Below are 18,723 nucleotides of genomic sequence, written 5' to 3'. Positions count from 1 at the left end.
CCACTCCACAAAGAAGCTGGTCTTGGCCTTGACGTTCTGCTGGTACAGCGTGTGCAGCATGGCATGACCGGTGCGGTCGGCGGCGGCGCAGGCGCGCTGCACCGGCTTTTCGCCGTAGTTGGCGGTGTGGCCGCCGAACGGACGCTGGTAGATCGTGCCGTCCGGGTTGCGGTCGAAGGGCATGCCCATGTGCTCCAGGTCGTAGACGACCTTGGGCGCTTCACGGCACATGAACTCGATGGCGTCCTGGTCGCCGAGCCAGTCGGAGCCCTTGACGGTGTCGAAGAAGTGGTAATGCCAGTTGTCCTCAGACATGTTGCCGAGCGAGGCACCAATGCCGCCTTGCGCAGCCACGGTGTGCGAGCGGGTCGGGAACACCTTGGACAGCACGGCCACGTTGAGGCCGGCGCGTGCCAGCTGCAGCGAGGCACGCATGCCAGAGCCCCCGGCCCCCACGATCACGACGTCGAACTTTCTCTTCGAAACAGTTGCGCTCACGATCACATTCTCCAAAGCACTTGAATGGCCCAACCCGCACAGCCCACCAGCCAGACGATGGTGCCCACCTGAAGCACCAGCTTGACGGCAACCGGCTTCACGTAGTCCATCAGCACATCACGAATCCCCACCCACACGTGGTACAGCAGCGCCACGATGGTCACGAAGGTCAACACACGCATCCACTGCGGGTTGAAGATGCCGGCCCATTTGTCATAGCCCATCGGGCCGGGCAGCAAGACTTGCACGATCACGATGAGGGTGAAAAGCGCCATCAGCACGGCGGTCACACGCTGTGCCAGCCAGTCGCGCAGTCCGTAGTGCGCGCCGACCACCACGCGCCTAGAACCGAAATTCGGTGTCGTCATGTTGTTTGCCTGAAACTCAAAAACTCAAAAGAACAGCTTGAAGCCAAGCGCCAGCGTGAGCACGATGCTCAGACCCAGCGTGACCAATGCAGAAGTGCGGCCAAATTTCTTCGACACCGCGTGCGTGGCGTCCATCCAGAGGTGGCGCAGCCCGGCGATGAAATGGTGCAGGTAGGCCCAGATCAGGCCCAGCACCACCAATTTGATGAACCACGCCGGCAGAAAACCGATGCCGCCGACGAAGACGCTGGTGAACTGGCCGTAGGTGATTTCGGAGGTGAGGCTGGTGTCGAACATCCAGATGATGAAGGGCATCAGCACGAACATCAGGATGCCGCTCACACGATGCAGGATGGACACCACGGCTGCGGGCGGCAGTTTGTACTGCGTCGCCTCGATCAGCTTCATGTTTGAACCGGGTCTTTGTTTTGATGTGACTGCCATACCAACCTTGTGAAACCAGACGAAACTTTTAGAGTTTATTGCAATGCAGCAGGGTTTCGCTGGGACACCCGCATTTCTACAGGGGCTGCCCGACTCGCGCCAATCAACTCAACTCATTGCGGTAATAGTGGGCATCGGTGTTGTACAGACCGCGGCGCAGCTCGACCGGCTTGTCACCATAGGTGCGCGACAAGCGCTCCACGCTCAACAAGGGCGCGCCCACTTCCAGCTGAAGGAGCTCGGCGGCAGCGGCATCGGCGGCCACGGCGCGCAGCTGCTCTTCGGCGCGGATCATGCGAACACCAAACTCGGTCTCGAAGAGGCCATACATCGGGCCCTTGTATTCGCTCAGGCGCTCGGCCGTGAGGCCTTTGAAAAGATGGGCGGGCAGCCAGATGTCGTCGAGCACCACCGGGCGCCCCAGAAAGTGCAGCAGGCGCCGCACCTGCACGGCGGTGTCGCCGGCCTTGAGCTCCAGCGCACGCGCGATGTCGACCGGCGCGCGCATGCGGCGGCAGTCGATGAAACGGCGCTCCATGCCACCCGCCTCTCCTGTGTCGGGTGTGAGGCGCAAGAACCGGTACTGGATCTTCTCTTCGGCGTGGGTGGCCACAAAGGTGCCCTTGCCCTGACGGCGCACCACCAGATTTTCGTCGGCCAGCGCATCGATGGCCTTGCGCACGGTTCCCTGGCTCACCTTGAAGCGCGCCGCCAACTCGATCTCGCTCGGGATCGCCTCGCCCGGCTTCCACTCACCGCTCTGCAAACTGCGGGTGATCAGCGCCTTGATCTGCTGGTACAGCGGGCTGAACGCCGGGGCGTCGCCGTCGCCGTCCGCCGGGCGGGATGCAGCAGGGGTGGGGGTCGACGCGGCCATGGCAGGATTGCAGCACACCGCTCGCGCCGCGTCCATGACACCTGAAAGATGTCTTATATAAGACATAAGAGCGTTGACAGACCACGGGTTCCCACCTAGACTCACCTACACTTCTCGGCTGGCACAGAGAGCCCTCGTCGGCCCTCTGTATTCGACCCCCTTGACCCCCTTGCGGAGCCTCCCCATGAGCAAGAAACCCGTTCGCGTTGCCGTCACCGGCGCTGCTGGCCAGATCGGCTACGCCTTGTTGTTCCGTATCGCGTCTGGCGAGATGCTGGGCAAGGACCAACCGGTCATCCTGCAACTGTTGGAGATCCCCGACGAGAAAGCCCAGAAGGCGCTCAAGGGCGTGATGATGGAGATCGACGACTGCGCCTTCCCGCTGCTCGCCGGCATGGAAGCGCACAGCTCGCCCGAGACCGCCTTCAAGGACACCGACTACGCTCTGCTGGTGGGCTCGCGCCCCCGCGGCCCGGGCATGGAGCGTGCCGAGCTGCTGGCCATCAATGGCGCCATCTTCACGGCACAAGGCAAGGCGCTCAACAAGGTCGCCAGCCGCAACGTCAAGGTGCTCGTGGTGGGTAACCCCGCCAACACCAATGCCTACATCGCGATGAAGAGCGCGCCCGACCTGCCGGCGAAGAACTTCACCGCCATGCTGCGCCTGGACCACAACCGCGCCGCCAGCCAGCTGGCCGCCAAGACCGGCAAGCCGGTGTCGAGCATCGAGAAGCTGGCCGTGTGGGGCAACCACTCGCCCACCATGTACGCCGACTACCGCTTCGCCACGATCGACGGCCAATCGGTCAAGGACATGATCAACGACCAGGTGTGGAACAAGGACGTGTTCCTGCCCACCGTCGGCAAGCGCGGCGCCGCCATCATCGAAGCGCGCGGCCTGTCGTCGGCCGCGTCGGCAGCCAACGCCGCCATCGACCACATGCGCGATTGGGCCCTGGGCACCCAAGGCAAGTGGGTCACCATGGGCATTCCGTCGAATGGCGAATACGGCATTCCGAAGGACGTGATGTTTGGCTTCCCGGTCACTTGCGCCAATGGCGAATACAAGATCGTCGAAGGCCTGGCCATCGACGCCTTCTCGCAGGAGTGCATCAACAAGACCCTGGCCGAGTTGCAAGGCGAGCAAGACGGCGTCAAGCACCTGCTCTGAAACCACAGCAGGTGAGCAAAAGAGGCCGGTACGCGACGCTGCTGGCCTTTTTTTCGCCCTTCTTTTTTGCGCCCTTCTTTTTCGCTCCCTACAGCCACCGCCCTGCATGAGCCCGACCCAAGTCCACCCCCGGCAGGCCTTGTTTGACGCCACCGAGGCGGCGCCTGCCCTGCCGGTCTGCGACCACTACGCCGGCGTGCCCTTGCGCATGCACAAGAGCCTGCAGATGCAGGCCGACATGGGCCCGGTGTTCGACGTCACGCTCGACTGCGAAGACGGCGCCCCGGTCGGTGGCGAAGCCGAACACGCGCACCTGGTGGGTGAGTTGGTGATGTCGTCGCGAAACGCACACGGCCGCGTGGGCGCCCGGGTGCACCCGTTCGATCACCCGTCGTTCGACGCTGACGTGAGCACGCTCATCAAGATTGCCGGCGGGAAGCTGGCTTATCTGATGGTGCCCAAGGTGCAAGGTTTCGCTCAGGCGCAAGACGCCGTCACCGCCATCGACCGCGCGCTGCTGGAAAACGGCCACAAGCACCCGGTGCCGGTGCATGTGCTGATCGAAACCCACGGCGCGCTGCGCGACGCCGACCGCATTGCGGCGCACCCGCGCATCGAATCGCTGTCGTTCGGCTTGATGGACTTCGTGTCGGCGCACCGTGGTGCGATTCCACAAGCGGGCATGAGTGCCACTGGCCAGTTCGAGCACCCGCTGGTGCTGCGTGCCAAGCTCGAAATTTCGGCCGCCTGCCACGCGCATTTGAAGACCCCCTCGCACTGCGTCGTCACCGAGTTCAAAAAGCTCGATTTGCTGCGCGCGGCCGCCCAGAAGGCCTCGCGCCAGCTCGGCTACCTGCGCATGTGGAGCATCCACCCGGACCAGATCCTCCCCATCATCGAAGCCTTTGCGCCGACCGTGGCCGAGACCGACCAGGCGATCGAAATCCTGCTCGCCGCGCAAGCCAACGACTGGGCCCCCATCGGCCACCGCGACACGCTGCACGACCGGGCCAGCTACCGCTACTTCTGGCACGTGCTCGAGCGCGCCCTGCGCACCGGCCAAGACCTGCCGATCGAGGTGCGCCAGGCCTTCTTCTCGGACGACGTCGGAGCGCGGTCGTGAATTGCGCCACACCTCGCTTTGTCGAGTTGGCGAACAAATGTTTCAGCGCCGTTGGGGCAGCGTCTTCACGCGCTAGCACGGCCAGTGCAGCGCGGTGCGTCGCGGCCAGCGGCATGTTTGTGAACTCGCACACGCGCCGCGTGGGCGCGTTGCGCCCGTCACGGGCGTCTCATGGCACCCGGCGCGGAACCCAGGTTTCATGCGGGACACCGCAGCGGTTCAATTTGTTTCAATCAGGGAATCTGCCCCCTCGGGGCGAAGTTAGCGGGCCTTCACAATCCGGGCTTCCTCAACCCCCCGGAGTGATTCCATGATTCGAACCGCCGTTTTCGCAGTCGCCATTGCATTTGCCAGCGTCTCCGCCCTGGCCCAGACCGCACCCGCTGCGAAGCCGGCGGCCAAGCCTGCGCCCGCCAAAAAAGCGGCGCCTGCCGACAAGCCCCTGCCCGCCGCCGATCAAGCTCAGCTTGATGCCGCCGAGCGCACCCACTACGGCCCCTACGATTGCGACCTCAAGCAGAGCATCGACGTCAGCATCAATCCCAAGTCGCCCGGCTATGTCGACGTGAAGTTCGGCAAGCAGCTCTACACGATGAAGCCTGTGCTCTCGTCCACCGGCGCGCTGCGCCTGGAAGACGTCAAGGGTGTGGGCCTGCTGATCCAGATCGCCAACAAGTCCATGCTGATGGACACCAAGGCCGGCAAGCGCCTGGTCGACGCCTGCGTGCACGAGAAGCAACGCGCTTTCAACGAAGCGCAACCCAAGTAAGCCCTTCTCCGAGCGCAAGGCGAGCCAGCACCCCATGTCTCTGTTTCTCTTGCCTGCCAGCAGCCGAGCGTTTGCGTCGGCTCGCAGGTTTCTTGCTTCACTGACCTCTCGCTTTGCACCACTCGGAGAACTACATGCTTCAAGCCTATCGCCAACATGTCGCTGACCGTGCCGCCCTCGGCATCCCTCCGCTGCCTCTGTCGGCGCAACAAACCGGCGAGCTGATCGATCTGCTCAAGGCACCGCCGGCGGGCGAAGGTGCCACCCTGGTGCACCTGTTCACCCATCGGGTGCCGGCCGGCGTGGACGACGCGGCCAAGGTCAAGGCTTCGTACCTGGCTGCCGTGGCGCACGGCACCGAAACCTGCTCGCTCATCTCGCGCGAGCAAGCCACCGAACTGCTGGGCACCATGCTCGGCGGCTACAACATCAGCCCGCTGATCGACCTGCTGGACGACGCCACCGTCGGCGCCATCGCCGCCAAGGGCCTCAAGGGCACGCTCTTGATGTTCGACCAGTTCCACGACGTGCAAGAAAAGGCCGAACGCGGCAACGCCAACGCCAAGTCGGTGCTGCAAAGCTGGGCCGACGCCGAGTGGTTCACCTCGCGGCCCGAAGTGCCGCAAAGCATCACCGTGGCCATCTTCAAGGTGACCGGCGAAACCAACACCGACGACCTGTCGCCCGCGCCCGACGCCTGGAGCCGACCCGACATCCCGTTGCATGCGCTGGCCATGCTGAAGAACAAGCGCGAGGGCATCACGCCTGAAGAAGACGGCAAGCGCGGCCCCATCAAGTTCATCGAAGACCTGCGCGCCAAGGGCAACCTGGTGGCCTACGTGGGCGACGTGGTCGGCACTGGCTCCAGCCGCAAGTCGGCCACCAACAGCGTGCTGTGGTTCACCGGCGAAGACATTCCCTACGTGCCCAACAAGCGCTTCGGTGGCGTGTGCCTGGGCACCAAGATCGCCCCGATCTTCTACAACACCATGGAAGACGCCGGCGCCCTGCCGATCGAGCTCGACGTGAGCCAGATGAACATGGGCGATGTGGTCGAGCTGCGCCCCTACGATGGCAAGGCCCTGAAAGACGGCAAGCTCATCTCCGAATTCAAGGTCAAGAGCGCCGTGCTGTTCGACGAAGTGCGCGCCGGTGGCCGCATTCCGTTGATCATCGGCCGCGGTCTCACCGCCAAGGCGCGCGAGGCATTGGGCCTGCCGCCCTCGACCTTGTTCCGCCTGCCGCAAAGCCCGGTCGACACCAAGAAGGGTTTCTCTCTCGCACAAAAGATGGTCGGCAAGGCTTGCGGCCTGCCGGAAGTCAACGGGCAACAGCCAGGCGTTCGGCCCGGCACCTACTGCGAGCCGCGCATGACCAGCGTGGGCTCGCAAGACACCACCGGCCCGATGACGCGAGACGAGTTGAAAGACCTGGCTTGCCTGGGCTTCAGCGCCGACCTGGTGATGCAATCGTTCTGCCACACCGCCGCCTACCCGAAGCCGGTGGACGTGAAGATGCACCACGAGTTGCCCGACTTCATCAGCCACCGCGGCGGCATTGCGCTGCGCCCCGGTGACGGCGTGATCCACAGCTGGCTCAACCGCTTTTTGTTGCCCGACACCGTCGGCACCGGTGGCGACAGCCACACCCGCTTCCCGATCGGCATCAGCTTCCCTGCGGGCTCGGGTTTGGTGGCCTTTGCGGCCGCCACCGGCGTGATGCCGCTCGACATGCCTGAGTCGGTGCTCGTGCGCTTCAGGGGCAGCATGCAACCCGGTGTGACGCTGCGTGACCTGGTTAACGCGATCCCGCTGTACGCCATCAAGGCCGGCCTGCTCACCGTCGAGAAGAAGGGCAAGAAGAACATCTTCTCCGGCCGCATTCTCGAGATCGAAGGCCTGCCCGACCTGAAGGTGGAACAAGCCTTCGAGCTGAGCGACGCGTCGGCCGAGCGCAGCGCCGCCGGCTGCACGGTGCACCTCAACAAAGAACCGATCATCGAATACATCAACAGCAACATCACGCTGATGAAGTGGATGATTTCCGAAGGCTACGCCGACCCGCGCACCCTGGCTCGCCGCATCGCCGCGCAAGAAGCGTGGCTCAAGAACCCGCAGCTCTTGAAGGGCGACGCCGACGCCGACTACGCCGCCGTGATCGAGATCGACCTGGCCGACATCCACGAGCCCATCGTCGCCTGCCCGAACGACCCCGACGACGTGAAGACGCTGGCCGAAGTCTCCGGTGCCAAGATCGACGAAGTGTTCATCGGCTCGTGCATGACCAACATCGGCCACTTCCGCGCCGCTTCCAAGCTGCTCGAAGGCAAGCGCGACATTCCGGTCAAGCTGTGGGTGGCACCGCCCACCAAGATGGACGCCAAGAAGCTGAGCGACGAAGGCCACTACGGCGTGCTCGGCAATGCCGGCGCGCGCATGGAAATGCCGGGCTGCAGCCTGTGCATGGGCAACCAGGCGCAGGTGAAGGAAGGCGCGACCGTGTTCTCGACCAGCACACGCAACTTCCCCAACCGGCTGGGCAAGAACAGCAACGTCTACCTCGGCTCGGCCGAGTTGGCGTCGATCTGCTCCAAGCTCGGTCGCATCCCGACCAAAGAGGAGTACCTGGCCGACATGGGCGTGCTCACCGCCGCAAGCGACAAGATCTACCAGTACCTGAACTTCGACAAGATCCAGGACTTCACCGACGCGGCCGAGAAGGTCACCGCCTGAGCCGTGTCTCGCTGAAAAGCAAAAGCCCCTCGGTGCAAACCGAGGGGCTTTTTTACGCCACCGTCAGATCAGGGCATCAGCCCATCGTGCCGACTGCAATGTCTTGCAGGCCGACACGTGTGGGCAACGGGGTGAAGTCGCTCGACCCCGATGGGGCCGCGAACGTGGCCATCGCACCCACCAGTGCCTGCACCTGCGAATCGGTCAGCACCGAGCCGTCACTGAAGCGAAAGTCTTCGACGCGGTAGCGTGAGCCGTGGTACCAGTTCTGGAACACCAGCTTGTCGCTGGTGCCGACGACCGAGGCCTCCAGGTTGCTACCCACACGCCGGTAGCGCATGTCGGACTGCGCGATGCCAGGCGCAAAACGCACGCTGTCTCTCACCCCCACGGCGTTGTCATTTTCTTGCACCGTGTCGATGCCGTAGCCCCGCGCAAACAGATAGTTGTCGGCGCCCGTGCCACCGGCCAGCGTGTCATTGCCAGCCCGGCCATCGAGCGTGTCGGCGCCAGCCAGGCCGGAGAGCCGGTTGTTGCCAGAGTTGCCGACGAGGGTGTTGCCCAGTTCATTGCCGGTGCCGCTCAGCCACGACGAACCCAGCAAGCTCAGGTTCTCGACGTGGCTGCCCAACACCAAGCTCACCTGGCTGCGCACCAGATCCGTCCCTGCGTTCGAGCTCTCGAACACCTGGTCTGATGCCGTGTTGACGATGTAGATGTCATCACCGGCACCACCCAGCATCTGGTCGGCCCCTGCCCCACCGTCAAGCGTGTTGGCGCCGATATTGCCAACCAGCAGGTTGTTCAGCGCATTCCCGGTGCCGTTCAAGGCCTCCGTGCCAGTCAGCATCAGCGTTTCAATCTCGGCACCCAGGCTGTAGTCGACCAGCGAATGCACGGTGTCGACACCACCGCCGGGCAGCTCGGTCGCCACGTCGGCCTGGTCGTCCACCACGTAGGTGTCGTTGCCCAAGCCGCCGATCATCAGGTCGGCGCCGGCGGCGCCATCGAGCAGGTTGGCTGCGTCGTTGCCCGACAAGGTGTTGTTCAAGGCGTTGCCCCTGCCATCGACAGCACCCGCGCCCACCAAACTGAGGTTTTCGAGGTGCTCACCCAGCGTGTACGACACGCCGGAAATGACGGTGTCGGTGCCGGCGTTCGCCGCTTCGACGACGCTGTCTTGCCCCTCCACCACGTAGGTGTCGTCACCACTCCCGCCATGGAGCCTGTCATCGCCCAGGCCACCGTCGAGCCGGTCGTTGCCCGCGTCGCCGATGAGCAGGTCGTTGCCCTCCAAGCCGAGCAGCGTGTCGTCACCCCAGCCGCCGTCGAGCGTGTCGGCCAGGTGGGTGCCGACGAGGAAGTCGTTCACCGGTGCGAGCTTGCGTTCGATGGCCAGGCCGTCCCACAACGCCCCATCGGCGAACTCGATGTTCGGCCGGTATTCCGGCGGAACGCTGAAGTAGTAAGACAGGCGCACCGAGTCGCTGCTGCCGATCAGGCTGAGGACCAGGTCGTTGCCCTCGGCGTTCACGTTCACATCGGTCAAACCGATGCTCGCACCCAAGCGCAGCCGGTCTTGCTGGCCGTCATACCAACTGAAGATCGTGTCTTGGCCATCACCTCGGCCAAACACGTAGGTGTCGCTGCCGGTGCCGCCGTTGAGCAGGTCATCGCCGCCATCGCCATAGAGGATGTCGTCGCCATCACCGCCGAACAACATGTCGTTACCCAGCCCGCCATCGAGCGTGACGTTCTGGCCGGGTTCGCTGGCCAGGTAGTCATCGCTCGGGATGAGCTTGCGCTCGATGGCCAGGCCATCCCAGACCGCGCCGTCGGCGAACTCGATGTTCGGCCGGTACTCTGGCGGAACGCTGAAGTAGTAGGAAAGGCGCACCCAGTCGCTGCCGCCGATCAGGCTGAGGATGAGGTCGTTGCCTTCGGCAGTCACGTTCACATCGGCCAAGCCGATGCCGCCGCCCAGGCGCAGCTGGTCTTGCTGGCCGTCATACCAACTGAAGATCGTGTCTTGGCCATCGCCTCGGCCAAACACATAGGTGTCGCTGCCCGTCCCCCCGTTGAGCAGGTCGTCGCCGCCATCGCCATAAAGGATGTCGTCGCCATCGCCGCCGAACACCATGTCGTTGCCCAGCCCGCCATCGAGCGTTACGTTCTGGCCGGGTTGGCCTGCCAGGTAGTCATCGCTCGGGAAGAGCTTGCGGTCGATGGCCATGCCGTCCCACACCGCCCCGTCGGCGAACTCGATGCCCATCCGATCTTGCGGGGCAAGGTTGAGGTAGTTGGCGATTCGCACCGAGTCGCTGCCGCCTTGCAGCGTCAGGATCAGGTCACTGCCTTCGCTTCGCACGTTCACGTCGGTCATGCCGATGCCGCTGCCCAGGCGCAGGCGATCTTGTTGCCCATCGGGGAGGCTGAAGATGGTGTCTTGCCCATCGCCACGACCGAAGACGTAGGTGTCGCTGCCGGTGCCACCATCGAGCACGTCGTTGCCAACGTCGCCGTAGAGGATGTCGTCGCCGTCGCCGCCGAACAGGTTGTCGTTGCCCAAGCCGCCATCGAGCGTTTCGCTCTGACCGGGTTGGCCGGCCAGGAAGTCGTCGTTCGGGAAGAGCTTGCGGTCGATGGACAGGCCGTCCCACACCGCCCCGTCGACGAACTCGATGCGCATCCGGTCCTGCGGGGCAAGGTTGAGGTAGTTGGTGATGCGAACCGAATCGTTGCGACCTTGCAGCGTCAGGATCAAGTCGCTGCCTTCGCTGCGCACGTTCACGTCGGTCATGCCGATGCCGTTGCCCAGGCGCAAACGATCTTGTTGCCCATCGGGGAAGCTGAAGATGGTGTCTTGCCCATCGCCACGACCGAAGACGTAGGTGTCGGAGCCGGTGCCACCATCGAGCACGTCGTTGCCAACGTCGCCGTAGAGGATGTCGTCGCCGTCGCCGCCGAACAGGTTGTCGTTGCCCAACCCACCGTCCAGTGTTTCGCTCTGGCCGGGTTGGCTCGCCAGGAAGTCGTCGCTCGGGAAGAGCTTGCGGTCGATGGCCAAGCCGTCCCACACCGCGCCGTCGGCAAAATGGATATTCAGCCGGTCAAGCGGCGCGAGGTTGAAGTAATTGGCGATGCGCACGCTGTCGCTGCTGCCTTGCAAGGCCAGGAGCAGGTCGCTGCCTTGCATTTGCACCTGGACGTCGGTCATGCCGATGCCGCTGCCCAAACTCAGGCGATCTTGCTGACCATCGGGAAATGTGAACACGGTGTCTTGGCCGTCGCCACGACCAAAGACGTAGGTGTCGGCACCCGGGCCACCGTCCAGCATGTCGTTGCCGGCATCGCCATACAAGATATCGTCGCCGTCACCGCCAAACAGGTTGTCGTTGCCCAAGCCGCCATCGAGCGTTTCGTTCTGGCCGGGTTGACCCGACAGGTAGTCATCGCTCGGGAAGAGCTTGCGGTCGATGGCCAGGCCGTCCCACACCGCCCCGTCGGCGAACTCGATACGCAGCCGATCGTGCGGGGCGACGTTGAGGTAGTTGGCGATGCGCACCGAGTCGCTGCTGCCTTGCAGCGTCAGGATCAGGTCGCTGCCTTCGCTGCGCACGCTCACGTCGGTGAGGCCGATGCCGCTGCCCAGCCGCAGACGATCTTGTTGCCCATCGGGAAAGCTGAAGACGGTGTCTCGCCCATCGCCGCGCCCGAAGACGTAGGTGTCAGCACCAGTGCCGCCGTCGAGCAGGTCGTTGCCGGCGCGGCCTTCGAGCGTGTCGTTTCCCTCCAGGCCGATCAGTGTGTCGTTGCCTTCTTCACCGAAAAGAAAGTCGTCTTGGGAAGTTCCTACTACGAACAGGTCAGGCATGTCGTCCTCCGTTGATGTGTTGTCCGCCAGACGCCTTGCCGATCACGACAGGCGCCCTCCTTGGCGGGGCAGTGAGCCGAGTCACAAGCACCCTGTTGACTCCCAGAGCGCCGGGGCATTCTAGGCAGGCCACACGCGAAACATTTGCACACAGATAGCGGGTTAGATGAGTGGAGCCGCCCACCCACTTGCCGCCTCGCGAAGAGGACGAGCAAGCGCTAGAAGTCGAATAGCAGCGACGCCGAGGGGCCGCGCGCGCGCACGCTGACCTCTGACGAGAGGAAGTCGGTGCCCCAACCGCCTTCGCGCCACGAGTACCCCAATCGCAGGCCCACATGCTTCTCGGGCCGCAGCACCAAGCCCAGATCGGCGTTGCGGGTGGCGATGTCGAGCGACCTGCCGCTCCACGTCAAGCGCAGCTCCAGCGCCATCAGGTCATTGAAGCGCCACCTGGGTGTGAAGCCACCAAAAGCGACCGCCTTGCTGTAATGCGTCGAGGGCCGCAAGAGCGACACCGTCGGCTGCACCTTGGCGTCGAATCGCAGATGGGCGACGCCGAACACCGGCTCCATCTCCAGATGGCGCCCGAACAGGAAGGTGTGGCTGTAGCCCAGATAGGCATGCGCCACCGTCACCTCGTTGCGCAAGCTGTCGGGGCCAGGCAAGGGGGTGTCGCTCGGGTTCATGCGGATCTCTTGCCCCGCCAGCAGCTCCTGCGTGCTCTGGGCACGGTAACGTTCGTAGCCGACCTGGAGGCCTCGCAGGCTCTCGGCGTTGCGCGCCCAGGCCTCGGGGCGCACCGTCAAGCGCACCGATGCGACTGCCGAATCTTGGTCGTTGACGCGCACGGCGTCGGGGAACGCCCCGCAGCCAGCCAGCATCAGACCCGCGGTGGCGGCCAGCGCCGCACGCACCCACAACAGCATCGAGTTCATCAAGTGTTCCTCCTCAGACAGGCCACGGTGGCGAGAGCGATCTGTGCCGCGTGCCACCCAGGCCCGGAGGATAGCCTCAGTCTCTGTCGGGTGCGATCTCGGTGGCGTAGTCGACAAGTGCTCCCAGGATCTCCTGGCCTCGCTCATCAGCTTCTTGCTCCAGCACGTCGATGCGTTCGAAGAAACCTTCGAGCGTGAGCGCGCCGCCCGCGCCGTCATGCAGGCGGTGGGCGCAATGCTCGACCCATTGCGCCTGTTCAGCATCGCTCAGGGTTTGGGAGAAGTTGCGCGCTCGGTAGCGGAAGAAGAGCTCGTCCAGACGCTTGTCGGCAAACGCCGGGCGCTTGTCAGCCAGTTGTTCGGGCTTCAGGCCACGCAGACGCTGCAGGCTGCGCCGGTCTTCGTTGCCGATGAAGCCGCCGTAGAGGTCTTCATCGACATCGGGCACCGTATCGGCCGCCGGCCGCTCGAACACCGCCGGCCACATGCCGGCCAGCAGCTGGCCCTTTTGCCCCAGCTGCTCGGCGTGGCGCAACGCCTGCTCAATGTCCAGACCCCACTTGTTCGCCATCGTGTCGGCAAACGGCTTGTAGTTGCCGACAACGATGGGCGACTTGTTAATGTGGATGGTCTTGATCGGCAGGCGCGCCACGCCTTCGGGCAGCTCGTCGCTCTTGCTGAACATGCGCTGGCGGATGGTGTCGACATCGAGCGTGAAAAGCTCCGACGGGTCGGCCGCCAGGTCCCACACGATGACTTCGTTCTTGTTGGTCGGGTGCGGCGCGAGGGGCCACACCAAGGCCGTGCAACCGCGCTCCACGCCGTACATGCCTGACACATGCAGGAAAGGCCGGCCGACGCCCATCTCGCGCACGACCTCGTCTTTTTTTCGCAGTCGCAGGCAGAAATCCCACAACTTGGGTTGGCGCTGCTTGATCAAGCGGGCCATCGCGATGGTGGCACGCACGTCCGACAAGGCATCGTGCGCCGCTTCGTGCACCAGGCCGTTGGCTTTGGTGAGGTGCTCCAGCTTGAACGAGGGGCGGCCGTCGTCATGCAAGGGCCACTCGATACCGTCGGGTCGCAGCGCCCAGGTGACACGCACCACGTCGAGCAAGTCCCAACGCCCGCACTGGTTTTGCCACTCGCGTGCATAGGGGTCGATCAGGTTGCGCCAGAAGAGGTGGCGCGTCACCTCGTCGTCGAAACGGATCGAGTTGTAGCCCACGCCCACCGTGCCGGGCTGTGCCAGTTCTCTTTCGATGACGTCGGCAAACGCATGCTCGGGCAGGCCTTGCGCCAGGCAGGTCTGCGGCAGGATGCCGGTGAGCAGGCAGGCCTCGGGCTCGGGCAGGTAGTCGGGTGCGGGTTGGCAGTACACCATCACCGGCTGGCCCACTTCGTTGAGATCGGCGTCGGTGCGCACGCCGGCAAACTGCGACGGCCGGTCGCGGCGCGGCACACGGCCGAAGGTTTCGTAGTCGTGCCAGTAGAAGGTCAGGTCGCTCATGGCGGGCAATCTACCAGCCCAGGGCATCGGCTAAGCTTGCAGGCCCGACAGACCCTCCAGCGGAGACCTTTCCATGACTCGCGTTTTCAACTTCAGCGCCGGCCCCGCCGCCCTGCCCGAATCGGTTCTGCGCCAGGCAGCCGATGAAATGCTCGACTGGAAGGGCTCCGGCATGTCGGTCATGGAGATGAGCCACCGCGGCAAGGAGTACGTGGCCATCCAAGCGCAGGCCGAGGCCGACCTGCGTGAACTGCTGGCGATTCCCGCCAACTACAAGGTGCTGTTCCTGCAAGGTGGTGCGATCGGCCAGAACGCCATCGTCCCGATGAACATGCTGCGCGGCAAGACCAGCGCCGACTACATCAACACGGGCGAGTGGGCCAAGAAGTCGATCAAGGAAGCCAAGAACTACTGCAAGGTGAACGTGGCGGCCAGCGCTGAAGACACTGGCTTCACCAGCGTGCCCCCGCAGAGCACCTGGAAGCTCGACCCCAACGCGGCCTACGTGCACATCTGCTCCAACGAGACCATTGCCGGCGTTGAATATCACTGGGTGCCAGACACCGGCGAGGTGCCCTTGATCGCCGACATGTCGTCCAACATCCTGTCGCGCCCGGTCGACGTCACCCAGTACGGCCTGATCTACGCCGGCGCGCAAAAGAACATCGGCCCGGCCGGCCTGACCATCGTGATCGTGCGCGAAGACCTGCTCGGCCACGCGCTGCCGATCACACCCTCGGCCTTCGACTACAAGCAGCAGGCCGACAACGACTCCATGCTCAACACCCCGCCCACCTACGCGATCTACATCGCCGGGCTGGTGTTCCAGTGGCTGAAGGCACAAGGCGGCCTGAAGGAGATGGAGACGCACAACCGCAGCAAGGCCGCGCTGCTGTACGACTACCTCGACGGCAGCTCCTTCTACAGCAACCCGGTGGCCAAGGGCGACCGCTCGCTGATGAACGTGCCTTTCAAGCTGAAAAACGAGTCGCTCGACGAGGCCTTCCTGAAAGGCGCCCAGGCACGCAAGCTGATGCAGCTCAAGGGCCACCGCTCGGTGGGCGGCATGCGTGCTTCCATCTACAACGCGATGCCAGTCGAAGGCGTGAAGGCGCTGGTCGACTACATGAAAGAGTTCGCCTCCCAGCACGCCTAGAAACGCGCTACTGGTTTCCCGGGATGGCGCAGGTGGCGCAGCGTGGCACGCTGCGCCCACCACAGCGCAGGAGCCTGCCATGTTCAACATCCTGGTTCTCAACCAGATCTCTGCCAACGGCCTGAAGCGCCTGCCCGCCGAGCGCTACAAGGCCAGCAAGGACGTGGCCCACCCCGACGCCGTGCTGCTGCGATCGGCCGACATGCACACCCTCGACATCCCGGCCAGCGTGAAAGCCATCGCCCGCGCCGGCGCCGGCACCAACAACATCCCCGTCAAGGCCATGAGCGCGCGGGGTGTGCCGGTGTTCAACGCACCGGGCGCCAATGCCAACGCCGTGAAAGAGCTGGTGTTGGCCGGCATGCTGATCGCCGCGCGCAACGTGGCGCCGGCCCTGCGTTTCGTGTCGGCGCTCGATGCCAAGAACCCCGAGATGGAAAAGCTGGTCGAAGACGGCAAGAAAAACTTTGCCGGCTTCGAGCTCGCGGGCCGCACGCTGGGCATCGTGGGCCTGGGCAAGATCGGCTGCCTGGTGGCCGACGCCGCCATCAAGCTCGGCATGAACGTGCTGGGCTACGACCCCGAGATCACCGTCGACGCCGCCTGGAGCCTGCCCGCGCAGGTGAAGAAGGCCGCCAGCGTGGCCGAGGTGATGAAGAACGCCCACTTCATCACCCTGCACGTGCCGCTGGTCGACGCCACGCGCGACCTGGTGAACGCCGACAACCTCAACCTCATGCGCGCCGGCACCGTGCTGCTCAACTTCTCGCGCGAAGGGGTGGTGAATGAAAAGGCGGTGCTGGCCTCGCTCAACGCCGGGCACCTGGGCTGGTATGTGTGCGACTTCCCGAGCGCGGTGGTCAACGGCCACGAGAAAGTGGTGGCCCTGCCCCACCTGGGCGCTTCGACCGCCGAGGCCGAAGAGAACTGCGCCATCATGGTCGTCGACCAGCTGGTCGACTACCTGGAGCACGGCAACGTGAGCAACGCAGTCAACTTCCCGCAGGTCACGATGGCGCGAGAGTCGGCCTACCGGGTGGCGATCGCCAACGCCAACGTGCCCAACATGCTGGGCCAGATCTCTGGTGCCATGGCCAAAGCGGGCCTGAACATCCACAACATGGTCAACAAGTCGCGTGGCGACATGGCCTACACGCTGGTCGATGTGGACAGCCCGGTTGCTGACGCGGTGTTGCAAGGCCTGACCGCGATTGAAGGCGTGCTGTCGGTGCGCTACCTGCCGCAATAAGCCGCCCCGACATCTCTATCTATGTAGCGCAAGCACCCAGACCTAGTGCGCAAAAGGCCTCGCCGGAAACGGCGGGGCCTTTTTTGTTTGGAGCCGCTCGCGTGCGTTTGTGACGAATGTCTCGCCGGCACGCGCACCAGCTCGCGGTTCATCCAAGCAATTCACGAACAAGCCCGCTTAGAGCCTGCAAATCCGCCTTAAGTCGAAAGGGCCTTGCACCGATATTCCGAGGGAATGGGAAGAGAGGATTTCCGAGGGGGCTGCGTGTGCAGTTGTTCCGCGGATCCCGAACCCCCTGATCCAACACGTGAAAACCACCGTTCCTCGTCAGAGAGCTGCGAAGCAGGCCACACCGGCTTGCCTCTCTGCCGTTGACCGGAATCACTGAATCCCGCGAACAAGGAAAAAACCGTCATGGCAACCATCATTTCCGCTCTGAGCACCGCGCAAATCGCCGGTTTGTCCACCACCACGATCAATGGGCTCACAACGGAAGACTGGGCGGCGTTCAGCACCAACCAGATCGTTGCCTTGACCTCCGCTCAAGCTGGGGCGATCTCGACCCTGGGGATCTCGACGCTGAGCACCAATCAAATGGGTGCGTTCCAGACGCATGACCTGCGGGCCATCTCCACCAACGCGATCCGTGCGCTCAACTCCGACCAGCTCGGCGCGTTGAACAGCTCGCAGATCGAAGCCTTCACCACCGGCCAGGTGGTGGCGCTCACCACCGACCAGTTGCCCACCCTCTCGACCGGTGACCTCAACGCATTGAGCAGCTCGCACTTCGCCGTGCTGTCGACCGCGCAAGCGAGCGCGCTGACCACCCAGCAGTTGAGTGCCCTCGAAACCAATGACCTGCGTGCCCTCAGCAGCGCCGCACTGCGCACACTGAATTCGGACCAGATCACTGCCCTGACTTCCGACCAGATCGGCGCCCTGACGACGGCCCAAGTGGCCTCGCTGACCACCGCGCAAGTCGCCGGCATGACCAGCGAAGACCTGAACGCGCTGACCAGCAACCAAGTGGCCTCCCTGACCACGGCCCAGATCGCCGCCATCACCACGGCGCAGATGTCGACCCTGGAAACAGCCGACGTGGCTGCCTTGACGAGCGCACAGTTCGCGCGCCTCAGCGGCGACCAGATCGGCGCCTTGACGACCAACCAGATCGTCGCCATCGAAACCAATGACCTGCGTGCCATCAGCACCGCCGCCATCCGCGTGCTGAGCAGCGACCAGCTCGGCGCGCTGAGCTCGGCACAAGTCGGCTCGCTGACCACCGCGCAAGTGCAGGCCCTGACGACCGACCAGCTGCCCACACTCGCGACCGAAGACTTGAACGCCCTGGGCACGGCCCACTTCGCCTCGCTGTCCGGCGCCCAAGTCGGCGTGTTGACCACCGCACAAGTGAGCAGCCTGGAAACAGCCGACCTGGCCGCCCTGAGCACCGCCGCCGTGCGCGCGCTGAACTCTGACCAGCTCACCGCCCTCAGCTCGACCCAGATCGGCGCCTTGTCGACCGCTCAAGTTTCTTCACTGACCACCGCCCAGATTGCCGGCCTCACCAGCGAAGACCTGAACGCCTTCACCAGCGGCCAGGTTGCTGCGCTGACGACCGCCCAGATCGGCGCGCTGACGACCGCTCAAATCTCCACGATGGAGACCGCTGACGTGGTCGCCCTGACGACCGCCCAGTTCGGCCGCCTGAGCGCCAGCCAAGTGGCTGCCCTCACCACCGACCAGATGGCTGCGCTCGAAACCAACGACCTGCGTGCGATCTCCACTGCCGGCATCGGTGGCTTGACCTCGGACCAGATTGGCGCCTTGTCGTCGGCTCAAATCGGTGCGCTGACCACCGCGCAAGTCGTGGCCCTGACCACCGACCAACTGCCGACCATCGCCACGGGTGACTTGAACGCCCTCGGTACCGCGCACTTCGCAGTCTTGTCCGGCGCCCAAGTGGGTGTCCTGACCACCGCGCAAGTCAGCGTGCTTGAAACCGCTGACCTTCGTG

The 18,723-nt window shown here is 64.2% G+C and carries 13 protein-coding genes and 1 pseudogene; 7 read left to right on the top strand and 7 right to left on the bottom strand.

Going from position 1 to position 18,723, the window contains the following annotated elements; all coding sequences use genetic code 11:
• The 4 genes from RMO40_RS19510 to RMO40_RS19495 all read right to left on the bottom strand — a co-directional run.
• Nucleotides 1-498, bottom strand: a 498-nt coding sequence (locus RMO40_RS19510) for an FAD-dependent oxidoreductase (RefSeq protein ID WP_489660200.1), incomplete at its 3' end; no start/stop codon positions are given.
• A gap of 2 nt (nucleotides 499-500) precedes the next feature.
• Nucleotides 501-866: a succinate dehydrogenase, hydrophobic membrane anchor protein gene (sdhD, locus tag RMO40_RS19505; protein ID WP_309724915.1), complete on the bottom strand. Its 366-nt coding sequence runs from the start codon at nucleotides 864-866 to the stop codon at nucleotides 501-503.
• Between the two features lie 24 nt (nucleotides 867-890).
• Nucleotides 891-1,310: a succinate dehydrogenase, cytochrome b556 subunit gene (gene sdhC / locus RMO40_RS19500; protein ID WP_309724913.1), complete on the bottom strand. Its 420-nt coding sequence runs from the start codon at nucleotides 1,308-1,310 to the stop codon at nucleotides 891-893.
• A gap of 103 nt (nucleotides 1,311-1,413) precedes the next feature.
• Nucleotides 1,414-2,187 (bottom strand): UTRA domain-containing protein, encoded by a 774-nt coding sequence (locus RMO40_RS19495; protein WP_309724911.1) that lies wholly within the window; start codon nucleotides 2,185-2,187, stop codon nucleotides 1,414-1,416.
• A gap of 184 nt (nucleotides 2,188-2,371) precedes the next feature.
• Between RMO40_RS19495 and RMO40_RS19490 the strand changes: the two genes are divergently transcribed.
• The 4 genes from RMO40_RS19490 (at nucleotide 2,372) to acnB (ending at nucleotide 7,982) form a co-directional block, all read left to right on the top strand.
• Nucleotides 2,372-3,358: a malate dehydrogenase gene (locus RMO40_RS19490; RefSeq protein WP_309724908.1), complete on the top strand. Its 987-nt coding sequence runs from the start codon at nucleotides 2,372-2,374 to the stop codon at nucleotides 3,356-3,358.
• A gap of 106 nt (nucleotides 3,359-3,464) precedes the next feature.
• The gene (locus RMO40_RS19485) at nucleotides 3,465-4,481 is read left to right on the top strand and encodes an aldolase/citrate lyase family protein (RefSeq protein ID WP_309724905.1); all 1,017 of its coding nucleotides are present in this window, start codon (nucleotides 3,465-3,467) and stop codon (nucleotides 4,479-4,481) included.
• A gap of 310 nt (nucleotides 4,482-4,791) precedes the next feature.
• Nucleotides 4,792-5,250, top strand: coding sequence for a hypothetical protein (locus tag RMO40_RS19480; protein WP_309724903.1), 459 nt, complete (start codon nucleotides 4,792-4,794; stop codon nucleotides 5,248-5,250).
• A 134-nt stretch (nucleotides 5,251-5,384) separates the two neighbouring features.
• Nucleotides 5,385-7,982, top strand: coding sequence for a bifunctional aconitate hydratase 2/2-methylisocitrate dehydratase (acnB, locus tag RMO40_RS19475; RefSeq protein ID WP_309724900.1), 2,598 nt, complete (start codon nucleotides 5,385-5,387; stop codon nucleotides 7,980-7,982).
• 76 nt (nucleotides 7,983-8,058) lie between these two features.
• Here acnB and RMO40_RS19470 read toward each other — a convergent pair whose 3' ends face one another.
• The 3 genes from RMO40_RS19470 to sbcB all read right to left on the bottom strand — a co-directional run bounded on the left by RMO40_RS19470 (nucleotide 8,059) and on the right by sbcB (nucleotide 14,301).
• Nucleotides 8,059-11,856: a calcium-binding protein gene (locus RMO40_RS19470; RefSeq protein WP_309724897.1), complete on the bottom strand. Its 3,798-nt coding sequence runs from the start codon at nucleotides 11,854-11,856 to the stop codon at nucleotides 8,059-8,061.
• A 218-nt stretch (nucleotides 11,857-12,074) separates the two neighbouring features.
• The gene (locus RMO40_RS19465; RefSeq protein WP_309724896.1) at nucleotides 12,075-12,791 is read right to left on the bottom strand and encodes a hypothetical protein; all 717 of its coding nucleotides are present in this window, start codon (nucleotides 12,789-12,791) and stop codon (nucleotides 12,075-12,077) included.
• Between the two features lie 76 nt (nucleotides 12,792-12,867).
• Nucleotides 12,868-14,301 (bottom strand): exodeoxyribonuclease I, encoded by a 1,434-nt coding sequence (gene sbcB / locus RMO40_RS19460; protein ID WP_309724893.1) that lies wholly within the window; start codon nucleotides 14,299-14,301, stop codon nucleotides 12,868-12,870.
• 73 nt (nucleotides 14,302-14,374) lie between these two features.
• Between sbcB and serC the strand changes: the two genes are divergently transcribed.
• The 3 genes and pseudogenes from serC to RMO40_RS19445 all read left to right on the top strand — a co-directional run.
• Nucleotides 14,375-15,457, top strand: coding sequence for a 3-phosphoserine/phosphohydroxythreonine transaminase (gene serC, locus RMO40_RS19455; RefSeq protein WP_309724890.1), 1,083 nt, complete (start codon nucleotides 14,375-14,377; stop codon nucleotides 15,455-15,457).
• Between the two features lie 79 nt (nucleotides 15,458-15,536).
• Nucleotides 15,537-16,706: an NAD(P)-dependent oxidoreductase gene (locus RMO40_RS19450; protein WP_309724888.1), complete on the top strand. Its 1,170-nt coding sequence runs from the start codon at nucleotides 15,537-15,539 to the stop codon at nucleotides 16,704-16,706.
• 414 nt (nucleotides 16,707-17,120) lie between these two features.
• Nucleotides 17,121-18,723 (top strand): annotated as a pseudogene (locus tag RMO40_RS19445) (heme utilization protein); the annotation flags it as partial.

Origin of the sequence: Rhizobacter sp. (assembly GCF_031412075.1) — a bacterium.
Lineage (GTDB): Bacteria > Pseudomonadota > Gammaproteobacteria > Burkholderiales > Burkholderiaceae_C > Rhizobacter.
Note: the sequence above shows the minus strand (reverse complement) of the source record. Positions and strands in the feature narration are given on the sequence as shown.